The following is a 17,976-nucleotide window of genomic DNA, read 5'->3' as shown; positions in this document are numbered from 1 at the left end:
GCATTCCAAACGCCATAGCTTTCCATTCCCATTCCCGCCGGCTTGGCCCTGGGTCTATTTCCGATCGATTTCAGGCCCGCACAAGGCATAGATCAAGTCAGTAAATTCGGACATAAAATGTGAAATAGCTAACATATTATTCGCTATTCCCGCGCGTTAGACTATCGCTGCCGTTTGGCCTTTACCTGCAATTTTCAGGAGGATTCCCAATGCGAAACCCTAGCGCTTATTCCCTGCTTTGCGGCGGCTTGCTAGCCTGCTCCAGTTTATCCGCCCACGCCGTCTCCCAAATCGCGGCGGCCGGTTATACCGATTTGGATGGCAACTTCGTTCGCGAAAACGTGACCGCGGATGCCGAACCCAGCCCGCCCGGTACGCCGTTCGACCGCTCGGTCGTCGCGGTCCAGGCCGGCGATCCGAACGGTGCCTTCTATTACAGTGCCTCGGCCGATATCGGCCTGCTGGAGTTGAAAGTGTTCGGCCAAATCGACAATACCGCGCAAGACGCTAAAGCCAACGGCGAAATTGGCGTACTCAGCGCTCGTGCCGAATTGGACGACGTGATTTCTCTGCACTCCGACCTGGCTACGCCTTACGAGGTGACTTTCGAACTGCAAGTGGACGGCATTTTGAGCATCTTAGGCGGCAGCGCCAGCGGTTTTGCTTCGATCAATTTCGGCCCGACCAGCGGCGCCAATGCCTTCGACTCCAGCTTTTATAGTAGCGACGGCGCCTTTAGCGATACCTTGTCGGTGACCAAAACTTTTACCGGCAACGTCGACGCCGATATCGGCGCCTTGTTGAGTTTCACGATATTCGCGGTCGATCAGAACGCCATCATCACCGGCGCCTTGAATAACACCGCGACGCTGAATCTGATTCTGCCGCAGGGTGTGACGATCGCCGCCTCCGAGTCCGGCACGTTCGGCATTCCGATCCAACCGGTGCCCTTGCCGGCGGCGTTGCCGTTATTTTTGACCGGCATTGCCGCCACCTGGGCCGGCAGCTTCCGTCGCAACCGGCCGTGCGGCCGGTGTGCGGCCGAGGTTTAAACGGTCGGAGTATCCGTTTCGCGCCTGCGTTTGCCGGTGGGGCTAGGCGGCATCGGGCGCAAGCGCTTCCCGGCCGGTATCCGTCGCCTGCCCCTTCGAGATTAACCGCACAATCTTTCCGTTAGGTTGGTTATGATATCCGGGCCGCCATGCCGGCGGCTTTTTTGCCGATACCAGTAACTCAACCTTCTCTGCACGGAGCCTGCGATGAAATCCACGACCGAACGCCGCGAACACCTGGAAGCCCTGATCTGCCGCGCGGAACGGGAAGCGCAGCAACGACCCGATCTGTACCGGGCCAAAGTCGGCCTGATGGCGCTATTGGGTTATCTGGTGATCTTCGGCGTGCTGTTTACCTTGTTGGCGCTTAGCGTCGGCATCGGCTGGGCCGCGTTGGCCAGCACCACCTTTGCGATTCTGTTGCTGAAGAAGAAATTGATCTTCGTGATTCTGGGCATGATCTACGTGCTGCTGAGGGCGCTGTGGGTCAAGTTCGACGCGCCCGACGGTTACCGCCTGACCGCCAAGCAGTATCCGCAACTGTTCGACCGTCTGAAAACACTGAGCCGGCAACTGCGCGCGCCGCGAATTCACCAAGTGATTCTGACGCCGGAAGCCAACGCCGCCATCGTACAGACCCCGCGGCTGGGTGTGTTCGGCTTTCCGAAAAACACGCTGATACTCGGTCTGGAGTTGTTGATGAGCCTGTCTCCGGCCCAGGCCGAAGCCGTGATCGCCCACGAACTGGGCCATCTGTCGGCCGCGCATGGCCGTTTCGGCGGCTGGATTTACCGGGTCAGGCTGGGTTGGCAACGCATCGTCGACGGCTTGGAGCAACAACAAAACATCGGCGCATATATGGACTCCTCCCCAATTGCAAGCCAAGTGTTATCAAAATTGATGTTTCCAACAGAGATCAAGATTGCAGCCATATATTCGGTCTCTTGATGAAGGTACTTGATAGGCCTTCGGACCCTGATGAATCTATCCGCGCGCTTTTTCCACTATCATCCTAACGGTTTCTTAAGAACCTATGCGCGGAACGGGATTTAAAAGCACCGGTCTGACCTGTTGAATGTCATCACTTTTGAGTTACTTGCCTCCGCAATCTGTTGAACTCTGTTTGTCTTGCCCTACACCGGATTGAGGGTTATCCACGCTTTGCCCGACGCCGGAGCCCTTCCCTCGCGTGGAGGCGTTGGGCAAAGGGTGGATAACCCGGCATCGAACGGTGGTTATGCCCCCGCTCGGTATGCTTTGCCCTGCGTCGCCATCGCCCAGAGTATCCGGGCATTCTTGTTGGCCAGCGCCACGGCGGCTTTGTTGAAGCCTCGTCGTTCGATCAGACCTTGCAGCCAGCGACTCAGCGGATCGGTCTTGCCGCTGCACACTTTTAGCACTGATCGCGCACCGTGGATCAACAAGGTGCGCAAGTAGCGGTTGCCGCGTTTGCTAATCCCCAGTAATACCTGTTTGTCGCCACTACTGTGTTGTCTGGGCACCACGCCCAGACTGGCGGCGTAATCACGTGCTCGGGTATAGCCCTTGCCGTCGCCAATGTCCGAAGCCAGGATGGTGGCGGTGATCGGCCCAACACCCGGCACGTCCCGAAATCGTTTACTCAGCGCATTTTGCTCGCATAAGCGGCTGATACGTTGCTCGTGGGCCTTAATGTCAGCGTCGATGGCTACCAGACGCTGATACTGTTCGGCAAACAATTCGCGGCCCGTGGACGTCAGTGCATTGTCGGCGTCTTCCAGAATCAGCGGTAAGGCTTTGCGCACGCTGTTAAGGCCTGTTGCCAGCACGATGCCGCGCTCGGCCAGAAAACCGCGCATCTGGTTGGCCAGCGCCGTGCGCTCGGCTACCCGTTCTTGGCGCAAGCGGTGAAGCATCTGCATATCTTGTTGAGCATCGTCTTTCACCGCTACCTTACGTTTGTTGGGCCGGGTGACCGCCGTGAAAATGGCTTCGGCATCGTTAAAGTCGTTCTTGTTGCCGACTACAAAAGCCTTCACAAACTTGGCATTCAGCAGCACGACTTCATGACCGAGTTTGGTCAGCTCCCGCGCCCAGTAGTGAGCGCCGCCACAAGCTTCTAGGCCAATCAGACTAACCGGCAAGTTGGCGAAATAGCTCAGCATCTCTGCCCGTCTCAGTTTCTTTTTCACCGGCCTGTCGTTCGCCGCCTGGCTGTACAGATGAAAAATGCTTTTTGCCGTATCCAGACCCACCACGTTACTATTCATTTCGGACTCCTCGTCGCTCCGTTTAAATTCTCTGGCGCAGTATGACACCGCGTGGGGTGGGGAGGAGTCCATGCCATCATCCTTGATGCGGCGCTTTTTCGATTGGTATGCGCCGACCTTTGCCGCCTATTCGTTCGCGTTGGCCCGCAGCAATGAATTCGCCGCCGACGCCGTCGCCGCGCAACTGACCAGCCGCGCCGATGCGGCGCAGGCTTTGGTCAACAGCTACGTGGTCAGCGGTCTGGTCAACGAGCGGTTTTGGGCGCCGTTTTTCCAGCAAGCCGATTGCAACGAGCAGCCGGCTGCGCCGTTCGGCCCGTTGCGCGATTTCCTGAGCCAGGCCCCGTTTGCGGCCGACGAATTGCAGCGCAAATCCGCCGAAGCGATGGCGGTGGCAACCGGCCACTACGATACCCACCCGGCGCTGAGCGACCGGTTGCAGGCGCTACAGGCCGGAACCCCGCTGCCGAAAATGCCGGCGCTGTCGGCGGCTCATGCCTGGTTGGGCGAACGCTTGACCAACGTATTGACCGACTTCGACCGGCTTTGGCTGCAACGCCACGGTGACAAGTGGCAGGAGCGCTTCAATTATTGCCAACAAGGCCGCAGCCAACTCGCGGAATTGACGGCATTGTCGGCCGAAACCCTGAGCCGCGACCAGCAATGGCGTTTGGCGACGCTGACCGAGGAATTCGCGCCCGATATCGATCCGCTGCCGCTGTTTCAACGTTACCGCGCCGCCCATATCGACGCCAATGCCGACTTTGTGATCGGCCGATTGCTGTTGAAACGCGGCGATGCGGCCGGTATCGACGCAATCCAGGCCGCGATGCAGGCCAAGCCGGAATTGGCGCTCGACGGTTGTCGCTGGCTGGAATACTTTTACCGCAGCCGGGGCGAGGACGCTGCTGCGGAGCAGTGGGTACGCCGGGCGGAGCGGCAAATCGACGTCAACCATGCCGCGGCTATCGAGCGGCAAAACCTGACGCGCAAAGACGTGTTGATCATGCCCGATGCCGACGACGACACCTTGGCCGTGTTGCGCGCAGCCGGGCAAAACTTGTCCGGCGTCAAGCGTATTTGGCTGGCGGAAAAACCGATGCAGCATTATCCCGAGGCCAAAACCTATGTCGTGGCGTTTGCCAAAACCCGCTTTGCCAACGAAAAAAAACTGACGCAGCAGCTGATTGCCGAACTCCAACTGCCGCAAAACCTGTTCGTGTTGTGCAAATCCGGTGCTTATGCAGCCATTGCCAAACGGGCGATCAAGGCCGGTATCGAAGTTTACCGGCGCTAAGCCGCCGCCAAGGGACTCCCCCCGCCGCCCGCTCCGGCTTCGGACGGGCGGCACAAAATCCGTCACCCACCGAACCCCATCCCGCGCTAAAATCGCGATCCCGGTGCGGCATGTCGCCGAGCCGAACGTTTTATCGCCACCATGCTCAATTTCAAAAACATCGCGATTCGCCGCGGCAGCCGCCAACTGTTCAGCGGGGCGTCTTTCACCATTCATAAAGGCCAGAAAATCGGCTTGACCGGCGCCAACGGTGCCGGCAAATCCAGCTTGTTCGCGTTGTTGCGCGGCGAGCTGCATGCCGACGAAGGCGAGTTCTCGTTGCCGCCGAATCTGGAAATCGCCCATGTCGCCCAGGAAACTCCGGCATTGCCGTGTTCGGCGATCGATTACGTGCTGGACGGCGATCAGGCCTTGCGCCGGCTGCAGGCCGAGTTGGTTGCGGCGGAGCAGGCGCACGACGGTTTGAAACTGGCGGAATTGCATGCGGCACTGGAACACGCCGGCGGTTACACCGCCCAGGCCCGCGCCTCGCGGTTGTTGAACGGTCTGGGTTTTACCAGCGAGCAGGAAGCCCGGCCGGTCAGTTCGTTTTCCGGCGGCTGGCGGATGCGACTGAATCTGGCCCAGGCCCTGATGTGCCGCTCCGACGTGTTGTTGCTGGACGAACCCACCAACCACCTGGATCTGGACGCCGTGATTTATTTGCAGGACTGGCTGGTCAAATATCCCGGTACGCTGTTGCTGATTTCGCACGACCGCGATTTTCTGGATGCGATCACCGACCACATCGTTCATATCGAACAAGGTAAGGCCGAGATCTATACCGGCAATTATTCCGACTTCGAGCGGATGCGGGCCGAAAAACTGGCGCAGCAGCAATCTGCCTTCGAAAAGCAGCAGCGCGAGATTGCCCACATCCAGAGCTTCATCGACCGCTTCAAGGCTAAAGCCACCAAGGCCCGCCAGGCGCAAAGCCGGATCAAGGCGCTGGAGCGGATGGAAATCATCGCCCAGGCCCACATCGATTCGCCGTTCGGATTCGCCTTTCCGCCGCCGAAACGGATGCCGAATCCGCTATTGAAGATCGAGGAAGCCGACATCGGCTACGGCGACAAGGTGGTGATCAAAAACGCCAGCCTGTCGATCTCGCCCGGGGACAGGATCGGCCTGCTCGGCCCTAACGGCGCCGGCAAATCCAGCTTAATCAAAGTTTTATCCGGGCAAATGCCGGCGTTGGCTGGTAAGCTGCAGACCGCCCAGGATTTGAACATCGGCTATTTCGCCCAGCACCAGCTCGAATTGCTGCGGCTGGAGGAAAGCCCGCTGTGGCATTTGCAGCAACTGGACAAACAGGCCGCCGAGAAGGATTTGCGCAATTTTCTGGGCGGCTTCGATTTTCGCGGCGACAAGGTCAACGATCCGGTCGGGCCGTTTTCCGGTGGCGAAAAAGCCCGGCTGGTGCTGGCGATGCTGGTCTATCAAAATCCGAACCTGCTGTTGCTGGATGAGCCCACCAACCATCTGGATCTGGAAATGCGCCACGCCCTGAGTGTGGCCTTGCAGGAATACCAGGGTGCGCTGGTGGTGGTGTCGCACGATCGGCACTTGCTGCGTTCGGTCACCGACCAGTTGCTGTTGGTGGCCGGCGGCCGGCTGCAGCCTTTCGATGGCGATCTGGACGATTACAAGCAATGGCTGGCGGAACAGAAGAGGGCTGCGGACGAACCGGCCGCCGGTAGCGACTCGACCGGCAACGTATCGCGCAAAGATCAACGCAAGCAGGATGCCGAACGCCGGCAACGGCTGAAGCCGCTGCTGGATGCGGTCAAAAAGGCCGAAGCGGCGGTGGAAAAGTTTCACCAGCAACAACGGGATCTGGAGGAAATGCTGGCGGATCCGGCGATTTATGCCGACGAACACAAGGAACAATTAAAACAACTGCTAAGCCGCAAAAGCCAGATCGACAGCGCGCTGGAACAAGCCGAGACGGATTGGCTGGCCGCGGAGGAAAACCTACAACAAGCGGAGTGACCATGTACCAACTGATTGTGTTGTTTTTCGAGATTACCATCCTGCGCAAAGGTCCGCAGGATGTACCGGCCGCTCCGGTGTTGTACCGGCTGGTTTTCTTACCCTATATCGGCGTCAATCTTTTGATTCTGCTGCTGGACGGCTCCTGGAGCAAAGCCATCGCTCAGATCGCAGTGGAAACGGCGTTACTGGTCGGGTTTTGTTATCCGCTGCTGTATTTCGCCGGCAAAACCGCCCGGTTTCCGCAGACCTTTACCGCCTTGCTCGGTACCGACGCCCTGATCAGCCTATGCGCAATTCCGGCCGTGGCCAGCCTGCAAACCCAGATCGGCGACGTTGCTTTCATCGTGGTGATGGGCATGATGATCTGGCATTGGCTGGTCAACGGCCACATCTTCCGCAATGCGCTGGATCGGCCCTTGCTTTTCGGTTTGGCGTTGGCGTTTTTATATATACTGATTTCCTCGCAAGTAATGACCTTATTATTCGCCGGACCCGCCGCCGATTAACCTGGAGCTTATTTATGACGCTGTACCAACATATCTTGCTGGCCGCCGATTTTTTTGAACACGGCGGCCAAGTCGCGGAAAAAGCCAAACGCCTTGCCGAACAAAACCAGGCCCAGCTCAGCCTGGTACATGTGGTCGACAATCTGCCGATTACCGATCCGGCTTACGGGCCGATGATTCCGTTCGATGTCGATTTGACCCAGGAACTGATCGAAGCCACTAAAAAACGGCTGGCCGAATTGGGCGAAAAATTGGGCGTGCCTACCGAGCGGCAATGGTTGGAGATGGGCAGCCCGAAACTGGAAATCGTCCGCGTCGCCGCGGAAAACCAAGTCGATTTGATCGTGGTCGGCTCGCACGGCCGCCACGGCCTGGCTTTGTTATTGGGTTCTACCGCCAACGGCGTGTTGCACCATGCCCAATGCGATGTGCTGGCGGTGCGCCTGGCCGATGATTGAATTGGTGCTGGGCGGCGCCCGTTCCGGCAAGAGCCGCTATGCCGAACAGCAGGCGCTGGCCAGCGGACTGCCGGTGGTTTATGTGGCGACGGCAGAAGCCGGCGACGCCGAAATGCGAGCGCGGATCGAGCACCATCGGCAGCGGCGGCCGGCTGAGTGGACCACGCTCGAAGAGCCGCTGGATTTGGCGCGGGTCATTACCGAATCGGCCGGCAGCGGCCACTGCCTACTGGTGGATTGCCTGACCTTGTGGCTGTGTAACGTGCTGTTCGATCGGCAAGGGAATCTGCAGGCGGAGCGTTACCGCGACCTTAGCGATGCCTTGTGCAAGGCGCTGAGTATCGGCGGCCAGCGGGTGATTCTGGTCAGTAACGAAGTCGGCTTGGGCGTGGTCGCCGCCGATCCGATGACACGCCGCTTCGTCGACGAAGCCGGCTTCCTCCACCAAAAACTGGCCCAACTCTGCGATAAAGTGGTACTGGTCACCGCCGGTTTGCCGCAAATCCTGAAACAGGTTTAATCCCGCCGATGAATTGGATCTTCGAGCCGATTGCCGCGCCCGCGGCCGACTATTGCCTGCAAGCCCAACAACGCCAGCAGCAACTGACCAAACCGCCCGGTTCCTTGGGCGTGTTGGAGGACTGCGCCGCCCGGCTGGCGGCGATGCAACGCAGCCCAGCGCCGGGCATAGACCGCATTCATATCAGCGTGTTTGCCGCCGACCACGGTATCGCCGCCGAGGGCGTATCGGCCTTTCCGCAAGCGGTTACCGCGGAAATGGTGAAAAACTTCGCCGCCGGGGGCGCCGCGGTCAATGTGTTGGCTCGCCATATCGGCGCTGATTTCGAAGTGGTCGATACCGGCTTACTGCAGCCGGTGGCGCTGCCGAACGTGATTGCCGACCGCGCCGGTTCCGGCACGGCCAATTTCGTCGAGAGCCCGGCGATGACCGCCGCCCAACTGGAATTCGCGCTGGCCGCCGGCCGCCGTGCCGTGGCGCGGGCGCTATCCAACGGCGCGCAACTGTTCGTCGGCGGCGAAATGGGCATCGCCAATACCACTAGCGCCAGCGCGTTGGCTGCGGCTTGTTTGGGTCTGCCGGCCGTGGAGATTACCGGCGCCGGGACCGGTTTGCTGCCGGAACAAATCGGCCGTAAAGCCGCGGTGATCGAGGCCGCGCTGCAACGCCACCGGCCGCTGTTGGACACGCCGTTCGCCATTCTGCAAACCTTGGGCGGTTTCGAAATTGCCGCACTGGCCGGCGCTTATATCGCCGCGGCCCAACAGGGATTGCCGGTTTTGGTCGACGGTTTCATCAGTAGCGTCGCCGCCTTGCTGGCGGCGCGGCTCAACCTCGGCTGCACGGCCTGGTTTTTCTTCGGCCATTGTTCGGCGGAAATGGGCCACGGCCGGGTGCTGCAGGCGTTGCAAGCCCGGCCGCTGCTGACGATGGACATGCGTCTGGGCGAGGGCAGCGGCGCGGCGTTGGCGGTACCTATCCTGCAAATGGCCTGCCGGCTGCACAACGAAATGGCGACCTTTGCCGAAGCCGGAGTATCCGCAGGCTGACGCCGGCAGCGAGCGTTGCGGACGATGGCAGGCCATGGCGCTTTCCCGTATCATGGCCGGCGCTGCAAATATCCGAGTCGCTCCGGCGCGGCAGAATAATAAAAACAACTCAAACCAATGCGGATTAGCCCATGCTAGGACATATCGAAAGTTACGACGAACGCTGCCAAACCGGCGTTATCAAATACCAAAACCAGTTTTACGAATTCCATATCGACCAATGGACCTCCCAAGAGCCGCCTAAAGCCGGCGACGACGTCGATTTCGATCAGGACGACGGCAAGGTCACCGAAGTCAGTCCGGTCGGCGCCTACTTGATGGAAGTCAAACCGGTAAAGAGCCGGATGTTGGCGGCCTTGCTGGGTATTGCTTTCGGCGCGATCGGTCTGCACCGGATTTATCTGGGGTTTTATATGCTGGGTCTGTTGCAAACCCTGGTCACGCTGGGCACCGGCGGTTTTGGCGTGATGTGGGGCTTTATCGAAGGCGTACTGATTTTTACCGGCCATATCGATAAAGACGCCAAGGGCCGGCATCTGAAATAACCGTGCAGGCATTCTGGCTGGCCTTACAGTTTCTGACCCGCATTCCGGTCCCGGACACCGGTCCGGCCGACCCGCGCCGGCTGGGCCAATCCGCACTGTATTATCCGGCGGTGGGCCTGCTGCTGGGCTTGCTGCTGGCGCTGCTGGCGGCAATGCTGGCCGGCGGCCCGCACTTGGCCGGCGCCGCCCTGGTGCTGGCCGTCTGGGTGTTACTGACCGGCGGCCTGCATCTGGACGGTTTGGCCGATTGCGCCGACGCCTGGGTCGGTGGCTACGGCGACCGCGAGCGCAGCTTGCGGATTATGAAAGACCCCAGCTCCGGCCCGATTGCGGTGTGCGTTTTGCTACTGGTGTTGCTGCTGAAATTCGCGGCGATCGAGGCGCTGCTGGCCGAACAACGCTATGTGCCGCTGGTGTTGGCGCCGGTATTGGGCCGGGCGGGGATTTTGCTGTTGATGTGCAGCACCGCTTACGTCAATCCTCACGGCCTGGCCGCCAAACTGCTGGAACAGTTTCCGGCAGACGCGGCGCGCTGGCCGATCGCGGCCAGCGCGTTATTGGGCTTGGCGCTGGCGGGTTGGCCGGCGCTATTGGCCGCCGGGCTACTGCTGTTTTGGCTGCGCAGCACCGCCATCGCCCGCTTGGGCGGCTGCACCGGCGACGTCTACGGCGCGGCGGTGGAGTTGGTGGAAACCGCCGTGATTGTCGCCGCCGCATTTTGATGACGCAGTCGCCTTACCGCTTTTCCGAGCCGGAACTGAACGGCGTCTACCGCGCTATCGCCGAACGCCGCGACATGCGCCATTTCCTGGATCTCCCGGTCGATCAGCAAGTCCTGGCGCGCTTGCTGCAAGCCGCGCATCAGGCCGGCAGTGTCGGCCTGATGCAACCCTGGCGGTTTTTACGGATCAGCGACCGCGAACTGCGCCGGCAGATCCATGAGCTGGTGGAAGCCGAGCGCCGCGCTACCGCAGAGGCGTTAGCCGAACGCCACGACGAATTCATGAAGCTGAAAGTGGAAGGCATCCTCGATTGCGGCGAGCTGTTGGTCGTCGCGTTGCCGGACCGGCGCGAACGTCACATCTTCGGTCGCCGCACCCTGCCGGAAATGGATTTGGCCTCGGCCTCTTGTGCGATCCAGAATCTGTGGCTGGCGGCCCGCGCCGAAGGTCTGGGCTTGGGCTGGGTGTCGTTGTTCGAGCCGCAGGCGCTGGCAAATTTGTTGAACATGCCGGCCGGCAGCCGGCCGATAGCGATTTTATGTTTGGGCCATGTCGCCGAGTTTTACCCGAAGCCAATGCTGGAATTGGAAAATTGGGCCGCGCCGCAGCCGTTGTCGGCATTCGTTTACGAAAATAGCTGGCCCGATGACACCTAAGTCGCCGTTTCCGGCCTTGATGGTGCAGGGCACCACCTCCGATGCCGGCAAAAGCACGCTGGTCACGGCCTTATGCCGTTACTACCGGCGCCAGGGCGTCAGCGTAGCGCCATTCAAACCGCAAAACATGGCCTTGAACAGCGCCGTGACCATAGACGGCGGCGAAATCGGCCGGGCCCAGGCGGCACAGGCCGCCGCCTGCGGCTTGCCGCCGCATAGCGATATGAATCCGGTATTGCTGAAGCCCAATTCCGATACCACGGCCCAAGTCATCATCCATGGCAAAGTCCTGCAAAACCAGTCTGCGGCGCAGTACCACGACTATAAAAAAGTGGCGAAACAAGCCGTGCTGGCGTCGTGGCGGCGCTTGACCGAACAATACGCGATGGTCATCGTCGAAGGCGCCGGCAGTCCGGCCGAAATCAATTTGCGCGCGGGCGATATCGCCAACATGGGCTTTGCCGAAGCGGTGGATTGTCCGGTGATTTTGATCGCCGATATCGACCGCGGCGGCGTGTTCGCCCATCTGGTCGGTACGCTGGAATTGCTGTCGGACAGCGAACGGCGGCGGGTGGTGGGATTCGTTATCAACCGTTTCCGCGGCGACATCGGTTTGTTGCAGCCCGGCCTGGACTGGCTGGAAACCAAAACCGGCAAGCCGGTGCTGGCGGTGTTGCCTTATCTGCACGACTTGTACCTCGAGGCGGAGGACGCGCTGTCCATCCGCCATGCCGCAGCCGGCGCCGGCGGTTTTCAGGTGGTCGTGCCGCACCTGCCCAGTTTCAGCAACCATACCGATTTCGACCCGCTGCAATTGCATCCCGGCGTCAAAGTCAGTTTTGCCAAGCGGCCGGACCAGGTCGACGGCGCCGATCTGGTCGTGCTGCCGGGCAGCAAGGCCGTGCGTAGCGATCTGGCGCAGTTGCGCGAGCGGGGCTGGGATGGTTTCATTCGTCGGCATTTGCGCTACGGCGGCAAATTGCTGGGCATTTGCGGCGGTTTCCAGATGCTGGGCCAGACGATCGCCGATCCGCTCGGTCTGGAAGGCGCCCCCGGCCAAGCCGAAGGGTTGGGCTTGCTGGATATGGCGACCGAGTTGCAAGCCGAGAAATGCCTGAAGCGCACGGCCGGCCGTTTTTACCGGCTGAATACACCGGTGGCCGGCTACGAAATCCATCTCGGTATCAGTCGCGGCCCGGCCTTGTCCAGTCCGTTATTCGAGCTGGCCGACGGGCCGGACGGCGCGATTGCCGCCGACGGCCAAGTCGCCGGCAGTTACCTGCACGGCCTGTTCGATTTGCCGGAAGCCTGCGATGCACTGTTGGCATGGGCCGGCTACAGTGCCAACCAGGCCGTCGATTTTAATGCGCTGCGCGAGGCCGGCATCGAGCGTCTGGCCGATTGCGTGGCCGAACACTGCGATTTCGCCAAGCTGGAAGCCGGCGTCCGCCGGTTCGGTTCAGAACGATAGTTCGCAATGCTCCAGTAACTGGACGATCTCCAGATTCACTTCCAATAGCTGTTTAAACTGCTCGGCAGCTTCCGCGTTGCGGCCCTCTTGCCGGTTACGCCACATCAATTGCGCCAGCCGGTGTTGCTGCTGTTGCGCGCGCTCCAGCTGCTCCAGCAATTGCCGATCGACGTTGCGTTCGTTTTTCTGCCGCTCCAGCCAGCGGCCGAGGTGCGATTTTTTGGCCGTGGCAACCGGCCAGCGCGGTTTGATGTCGATAGCTTCGCCGTGCAGGCATTGCTCCAGCCGGCGCAACCAGTATTGCTGTTGCAATTTCAGCAATTCCAACTGTCTGTGCCAGGCGCTGCGCTCGGCTCCGGCACAACGGCTCCAGGCCGGCGGATGGCGGTAATTGGCGACCCAGCCCAACACGGCGTCGGCCGGCATCGGCCGGGCAATGCCGTAGCCTTGGGCGACGCTGCAGCCCAAGTCGATCAGAAACACGCCGTGTTCGAGGTCTTCGACGCCTTCCGCCACCGCCTCGCGTTTAAAGGCTTTGGCGAGTGCGATCACGCTCTCGACGATGGCCATGTCGTCCGGATCGTCGATCATGTCGCGGACGAAGCTCTGGTCGATTTTGACGGTGTTGATGGTCAGGTGGCGCAGGTGGGCCAGCGATGAATAGCCGGTGCCGAAATCGTCCAGCGCGCAGGGTATGCCCAATTCGTGGTAGCACTGCTTCAACACTTCGCCGACCGAAATCAAATCTTCCAACACGCTGCTTTCCAGCACTTCCAGTTCCAGTTGCCGGGACGATAGCTGCGGAAATTCGGCCAGCAGCGTCTCCAGATTCTTGATGAAATCCGGCCATTGCAGATGCCGCGGCGAGACATTGACGCTGATTTGCTGGTTCAAGCCTTGTTCACGCCAGCTTTGCAATTGGATAAAGGCCTGGCGCAGCACCCAGTTGCTGACGTCGATTTCCAGCGGCGTGTTTTCGATGATCGGCAGGAATTCGGCCGGCGGCAACAGGCCGCGCTCTGGGTGGCGCCAGCGAATCAACGCTTCCATGCCGACGATCTCGCCCGATTTTAAATTGACCTTGGGCTGGTAATACAGGCGGAACTGATTTTGGGCCAAGGCTTGGCCGACTTCGGCCAAAGCCTGTTCCAGTCGGCTGGGGCGTTGGCTGTAGCCGCTGCTCGGCTGCGGCAGATGTTCGTACAATTTGAAGCGGTTGCGGCCTTCGAGCTTGGCCTGGTACATGGCCTGGTCGGCATGACGCAGCAGGATGTCCGGATCTTCCATATCCAGCGGGTAGACCGTCACGCCGCTGCTGGCGGCGATACGGACGTGGCGTTCGACCAATTCGAACGGCTCGGCCAAGGCCTGGTGAATCCGGCTCAGGGTGTCTTCGCATTGTTGGATCGATTGCAGATTCTCGAACAGCAAGGCGAATTCGTCGCCGCCCAGGCGGCAGACCGTGTCGCCTTCGCGCAGATTCATCTTGATGCGTTTGGCGACCTCGATCAACAACTGGTCGCCGGTTTCGTGGCCGAAATGGTCGTTGACCTGCTTGAAGCCGTCCAGATCCAGGTAACACAACGCCAACAGCGAGTCGGCGCGCTTGCTGTGGGCGATAGCCTGGGCAAATCGGTCGGCAAACAGCGCGCGGTTCGGTAACTGGGTTAACGGATCGAAATGCGCCAGTACTTCCAGTTCCTGCTGTTGCTTTTTGGTTTCGGTGATGTCGGAAAACAAGCCAATGTAATTGATGATGGCGCCGGATTCGTCGCGCAATGCCGAGACCGTCAGCAGCTCGGCGTACAAGTCGCCGTTTTTGCGCCGGTTCCAGATTTCGCCGCGCCAATGGCCGTTTTGGCTCAGGGTTTGCCACATCTGCGCATAAAACTCGTTGGACTGGCGGCCGGATTTGAGAAACCGCGGATTCCGGCCGATCGCTTCGTCGCGGCTGTAGCCGGTGATTTCGCTGAACGCGGTGTTGACGTCGATGATCAACGCATCGACATCGGTAATCATGATGCCTTCGTGGGCATCGGAAAATACCCGCGCCGACAGCCGCAGTTTTTCCTCGGCCTTTTTACGTTCGCTGATATCCTGGACGATACCGCGCATCCGCACCGGTTTGCCGGAAGCGTCGCGTTCGGCCTGACCCACCGAGCGCATCCAGCGCCGCTCGCCGCCGTTACCTTGAATCCGGTACTCCACCTCGTATTTGGCACCGGTTTCGATATGGCGTCGCGTCGCTTCAATCAATAAAGGCCGGTCTTCCGGGTAAACCACGGCCAGAAAATCGGCCCAGGTATGAATGTCTTTGACCGGAAAACCCAATTCGGAGGTGACGATCTCGGACCAGAACTGGCGGTTGGTTTGCAAATCCGATTCCCAAATGCCGACGCCGCCGTAGAACTGGCTGATACGAAACCGCTCTTCGCTTTGCTTCAGTGCCAGTTCGGTTTGCTTGCGTTCGGTAATATCTTGCACCAGGACGACGAAGCGGTCGTGACCGGCTTTGTAGCTGTCGATGGCGTACCAGCGGTCGATCTGCGCCACATGGTTTTCGAAGTGTTTCGGTTCGCCGCTGATGTCCAGGCCGTCGAAACTGTTGATCCAGGCCGCTTCGGTTTGCGGCAACACCTGTTTGACAGTCTTGCCGATCCAATTTTCGCGGCCAAGGCCGGTCATTTTTTCGAAAGCGGGATTAATGTCCAGGTAACGGTAGTCGACGATTTTGCCGCCGGGATCGCGAATCACCTGGTGCAGCGCAAATCCGAGAGACATGTTGGTGTACAAGCGCGCCAGATCGGCTTCGCTGGTTTTGCGGGCCCGGATCTCGCGGCGTAAGCGGTAAACCCAGTAAAAGCAGAACAGCAAAGCCAATAGCAAGGCGAGCGCCGGTTTGGCCAAGGTTTTCAGGTCGGCGCCGGTGTCGGCCTGGATGCCCAGCCAGCGGTTGGTGATCTTGTCGCGTTCGGTTGGCTCGATCGCCGCCAAAGCTTTTTCCAGCAAACTCAACAATTCCGGGTGAGCTTTGGTCACAGCCAGCCGACTTTCGCCGACGTAGCCGGTCTGGCCGAGGATGCGCAGGTTGGACAGACCTTGTTGTTTGATGATGAAGCTGGCGGAAGCGGCATCGCCGATGTATGCGTCAACTTTGCCCTCGTCCAATAGTCGCAGGCAGTCATTTACCGAAGCGGCAACCGTCAGTTGCAAGTTCGGATCGTCGCGTTTAAGCAACTCCTGGACGAAATAGCCCTGTTCGACGGCGATCCGCCGTCCGGCCAACATATGCAGCGACGTAATGAAGCCGTGGAATTTGTTGCCGATAACGACGGCCGGCATCGACAGATAGGGCTCGGTGAAGGATAGATATTGTTCGCGTTCCGGCGTCTTAAGCGCTGCGGAGACGGCGTCGAGTTCGCCGCGCTCGACCATTTCGAGTATCTCCTGCCAGGTCTTGTTCTGCACCGGGACGAACTGGATACCCAACCGCTTTTCGATCAATTGCAGAAAATCCGGGACAGCGCCGGTGTAGCGGCCTGCGGCGTCCAGGGTTTCATAGGGTGGTAAGTTCCGCTCGACGCCGAGCCGAATCGTCGGATGCTTGTTCAGCCAGATGCGTTCGGCCTCGGTCAAGGATATGCCGTTCAAGCGGCCGCCGCTCAGAATGAAGCCGTCCAGCTGTTTCGGATTCAAGCTGGGCATTGATTTCAGATTGGAGAATATTTCCGCAACCCGCTGGAGCCGTGCCGCCTCGATTTGGCCGAGCGGAATCGTGTCGGCTTGAATCCGTTTGCGGGTTTCCTCGGCTTCGAACCGGAGTTGTCCGCGGCTGAGCTTACTGTGGTATTTGCTGCGGATTAGTTCGATAACGGCGTCCGGATGCTCCAGTGCATATTGCCAGCCTTTCAAACTGGCGCGGCGAAACGCCTCGCTGCGGCCGGGATGCTTTTCCAGTTCGGCCTGACTGGTAAACAGGATGTCGCCGTAAAAATCGATGCCGTAGTTCTGCGGTGAGATCAGATTGAATTTGATCCCTTTTTGGCGCAAGCCAAAGGGCAGGTCAGTGACGTAGCCGGCCATCACATCGACTTTATTGCGGATCAAGTCCGAGTCGGCAAAGTTGTGGGCTACTTTTTGAAGCCGGGTTTCGTCGAGATGGGCCTCGGCCAACAGCGCGCGGATTTGGGCGTTGTTTTCGCCGGCCAGATCGTACATGACTCTTTTGCCGGACATTTCATAGGGGCTGAGGATGCCGGAAGATTGCTTGCTGAACAACGCCAGGGCGTCGTGCTGGAAGATGGCCGCCAAGGCGACAATCGGTTTGCCGTTGGCGTACCGGACGACCAAGCCGGAATCGCCGATGCCGTAATCGGCTTGGCCGGAAACGACTTGTTCGACGAAATCCTGCGCAGGATCGCGTTCACGGATCTCGACCTGCAAGCCTTCCTCGGCATAGTAGCCTTGTTCGAGCGCGGCGTAATAGCCGGCGAATTGAAACTGATGAAACCACTTAAGCTGCAGTGTTACCGGCTCCGGCGCCTGCCCGGCAGCGAGGGCTGCGGCATTGAACGACACGGCAAAAACCGTTGCCAGCCGAATAAAGCTTTTTGTCATGGGGCGGCACGCCGGAATGAAAGTAGGGTTATTCTACATCCAAAAATCGAACGCCCCAGCCGGTTTTAATCGGCGCTGTAGGTCGCGGTCGTAAATATCGCTTGAAATTTATTTTTGCCGGTATTCGATTTTCGTTGTTGCGTATTGGTCAGGGCCAGTTTGGCCTCGTTCTGCAATTGGCTGTCGGCAAAATACTGGTTTTTGCGTAACGGTGCTTGCACCGCTTTACGCAAATATTCTTCCGCTTCGGCGCTGCGGTCTTGCTGCAGCAAATAATCGGCGTAGAAATAATTGGCATCAATGCCGTTGGGATTGATTTTCAGGCTGGCCTTTAACATTTGTTCGGCCAATTGGTTGTCCCCGAAAGAAATGGGCCAGCCGGGCGCCATGTAATACAAGGTGCCCAGCGTGACATAAGCGGCGCCATCCAATGCCTCGGGTTGCAATGCAATCGCTTCTTCCAACAAGCCTTTGGCAGTTCTCAGGCTAGCCAATGCATCCAATGATGACTGAAATTCGGCGTTGGTGGCAATGATGGTTGCTTGCCAGATTTTCGGTTCGGCGGCGCGCGGAAAGCGTTTGCCCAACTCGGCCGCTTTGTCGATCAAAGCCGGATAGGCTTTGCGCTGTAAGCTCTCGTCATTTTGGTAATACACCTTGGCCCACTCGCCCTCCAAATTGTCGATAGCATGGGTCAGCTCCGACGCCCAGATCGGGGTCGCGAAAAGTATCAAAAAAACAACAACAGTAGCTTTGCTCATACAGAAAATATAGAGCATTGCACCTCGCTTTTCAATACT

The 17,976-nt window shown here is 59.3% G+C and carries 15 protein-coding genes; 12 read left to right on the top strand and 3 right to left on the bottom strand.

What is annotated here, in order from left to right; genetic code table 11:
• Positions 1-209: 209 nt before the first annotated feature.
• Together PL263_RS13700 and PL263_RS13695 are read left to right on the top strand one after the other, a co-directional pair.
• Entirely contained in the window at positions 210-1,052 is an 843-nt protein-coding gene (locus PL263_RS13700; protein WP_278209871.1) for a hypothetical protein, read from the top strand.
• A gap of 207 nt (positions 1,053-1,259) precedes the next feature.
• Entirely contained in the window at positions 1,260-2,000 is a 741-nt protein-coding gene (locus PL263_RS13695) for a M48 family metallopeptidase (RefSeq protein WP_278209870.1), read from the top strand.
• A gap of 287 nt (positions 2,001-2,287) precedes the next feature.
• Here PL263_RS13695 and PL263_RS13690 read toward each other — a convergent pair whose 3' ends face one another.
• Entirely contained in the window at positions 2,288-3,301 is a 1,014-nt protein-coding gene (locus PL263_RS13690; protein ID WP_278209869.1) for an IS110 family transposase, read from the bottom strand.
• Positions 3,302-3,371: 70 nt separating this feature from the next.
• Between PL263_RS13690 and PL263_RS13685 the strand changes: the two genes are divergently transcribed.
• The 10 genes from PL263_RS13685 to PL263_RS13640 all read left to right on the top strand — a co-directional run bounded on the left by PL263_RS13685 (position 3,372) and on the right by PL263_RS13640 (position 12,559).
• Positions 3,372-4,598 (top strand): M48 family metalloprotease, encoded by a 1,227-nt coding sequence (locus PL263_RS13685; protein WP_278209868.1) that lies wholly within the window; start codon positions 3,372-3,374, stop codon positions 4,596-4,598.
• 141 nt (positions 4,599-4,739) lie between these two features.
• Complete coding sequence (locus PL263_RS13680) at positions 4,740-6,629, top strand: ATP-binding cassette domain-containing protein (protein WP_278209867.1); 1,890 nt, start codon at positions 4,740-4,742, stop codon at positions 6,627-6,629.
• A 2-nt stretch (positions 6,630-6,631) separates the two neighbouring features.
• Complete coding sequence (locus tag PL263_RS13675; protein ID WP_278209866.1) at positions 6,632-7,138, top strand: hypothetical protein; 507 nt, start codon at positions 6,632-6,634, stop codon at positions 7,136-7,138.
• Between the two features lie 14 nt (positions 7,139-7,152).
• Positions 7,153-7,596 (top strand): universal stress protein, encoded by a 444-nt coding sequence (locus PL263_RS13670; RefSeq protein WP_278209865.1) that lies wholly within the window; start codon positions 7,153-7,155, stop codon positions 7,594-7,596.
• Entirely contained in the window at positions 7,589-8,116 is a 528-nt protein-coding gene (cobU, locus tag PL263_RS13665; RefSeq protein ID WP_278209864.1) for a bifunctional adenosylcobinamide kinase/adenosylcobinamide-phosphate guanylyltransferase, read from the top strand. Before PL263_RS13670 ends, cobU begins: the two co-directional genes overlap by 8 nt.
• 8 nt (positions 8,117-8,124) lie before the next feature.
• Complete coding sequence (gene cobT, locus PL263_RS13660) at positions 8,125-9,165, top strand: nicotinate-nucleotide--dimethylbenzimidazole phosphoribosyltransferase (RefSeq protein ID WP_278209863.1); 1,041 nt, start codon at positions 8,125-8,127, stop codon at positions 9,163-9,165.
• A 131-nt stretch (positions 9,166-9,296) separates the two neighbouring features.
• A complete protein-coding gene (locus PL263_RS13655) occupies positions 9,297-9,710 on the top strand; it encodes a TM2 domain-containing protein (RefSeq protein ID WP_140914376.1) in 414 nt (137 codons plus the stop codon).
• 2 nt (positions 9,711-9,712) lie between these two features.
• Complete coding sequence (locus PL263_RS13650; RefSeq protein ID WP_278209862.1) at positions 9,713-10,432, top strand: adenosylcobinamide-GDP ribazoletransferase; 720 nt, start codon at positions 9,713-9,715, stop codon at positions 10,430-10,432.
• On the top strand, positions 10,432-11,088 hold the full coding sequence (bluB, locus tag PL263_RS13645) for a 5,6-dimethylbenzimidazole synthase (protein ID WP_278209861.1): 657 nt from the start codon (positions 10,432-10,434) through the stop codon (positions 11,086-11,088). The genes PL263_RS13650 and bluB overlap by 1 nt, the downstream gene beginning before the upstream one ends.
• Positions 11,078-12,559, top strand: coding sequence for a cobyric acid synthase (locus tag PL263_RS13640; RefSeq protein WP_278209860.1), 1,482 nt, complete (start codon positions 11,078-11,080; stop codon positions 12,557-12,559). The genes bluB and PL263_RS13640 overlap by 11 nt, the downstream gene beginning before the upstream one ends.
• Here the strand turns inward: PL263_RS13640 and PL263_RS13635 are convergent.
• Together PL263_RS13635 and PL263_RS13630 are read right to left on the bottom strand one after the other, a co-directional pair.
• Complete coding sequence (locus tag PL263_RS13635) at positions 12,548-17,176, bottom strand: EAL domain-containing protein (RefSeq protein WP_278209859.1); 4,629 nt, start codon at positions 17,174-17,176, stop codon at positions 12,548-12,550. The genes PL263_RS13640 and PL263_RS13635 overlap by 12 nt on opposite strands.
• 65 nt (positions 17,177-17,241) lie before the next feature.
• Positions 17,242-17,910, bottom strand: a complete 669-nt coding sequence (locus PL263_RS13630) for a tetratricopeptide repeat protein (RefSeq protein WP_278209858.1) — start codon at positions 17,908-17,910, stop codon at positions 17,242-17,244.
• Positions 17,911-17,976 lie beyond the last annotated feature (66 nt).

Source organism: Methylomonas sp. EFPC3, assembly GCF_029643245.1.
Classification (GTDB): Bacteria; Pseudomonadota; Gammaproteobacteria; order Methylococcales; family Methylomonadaceae; genus Methylomonas; species Methylomonas koyamae_B.
The sequence above is the reverse complement of the archived record's forward strand: the minus strand, read 5'-3'. Positions and strand labels throughout refer to the sequence as shown.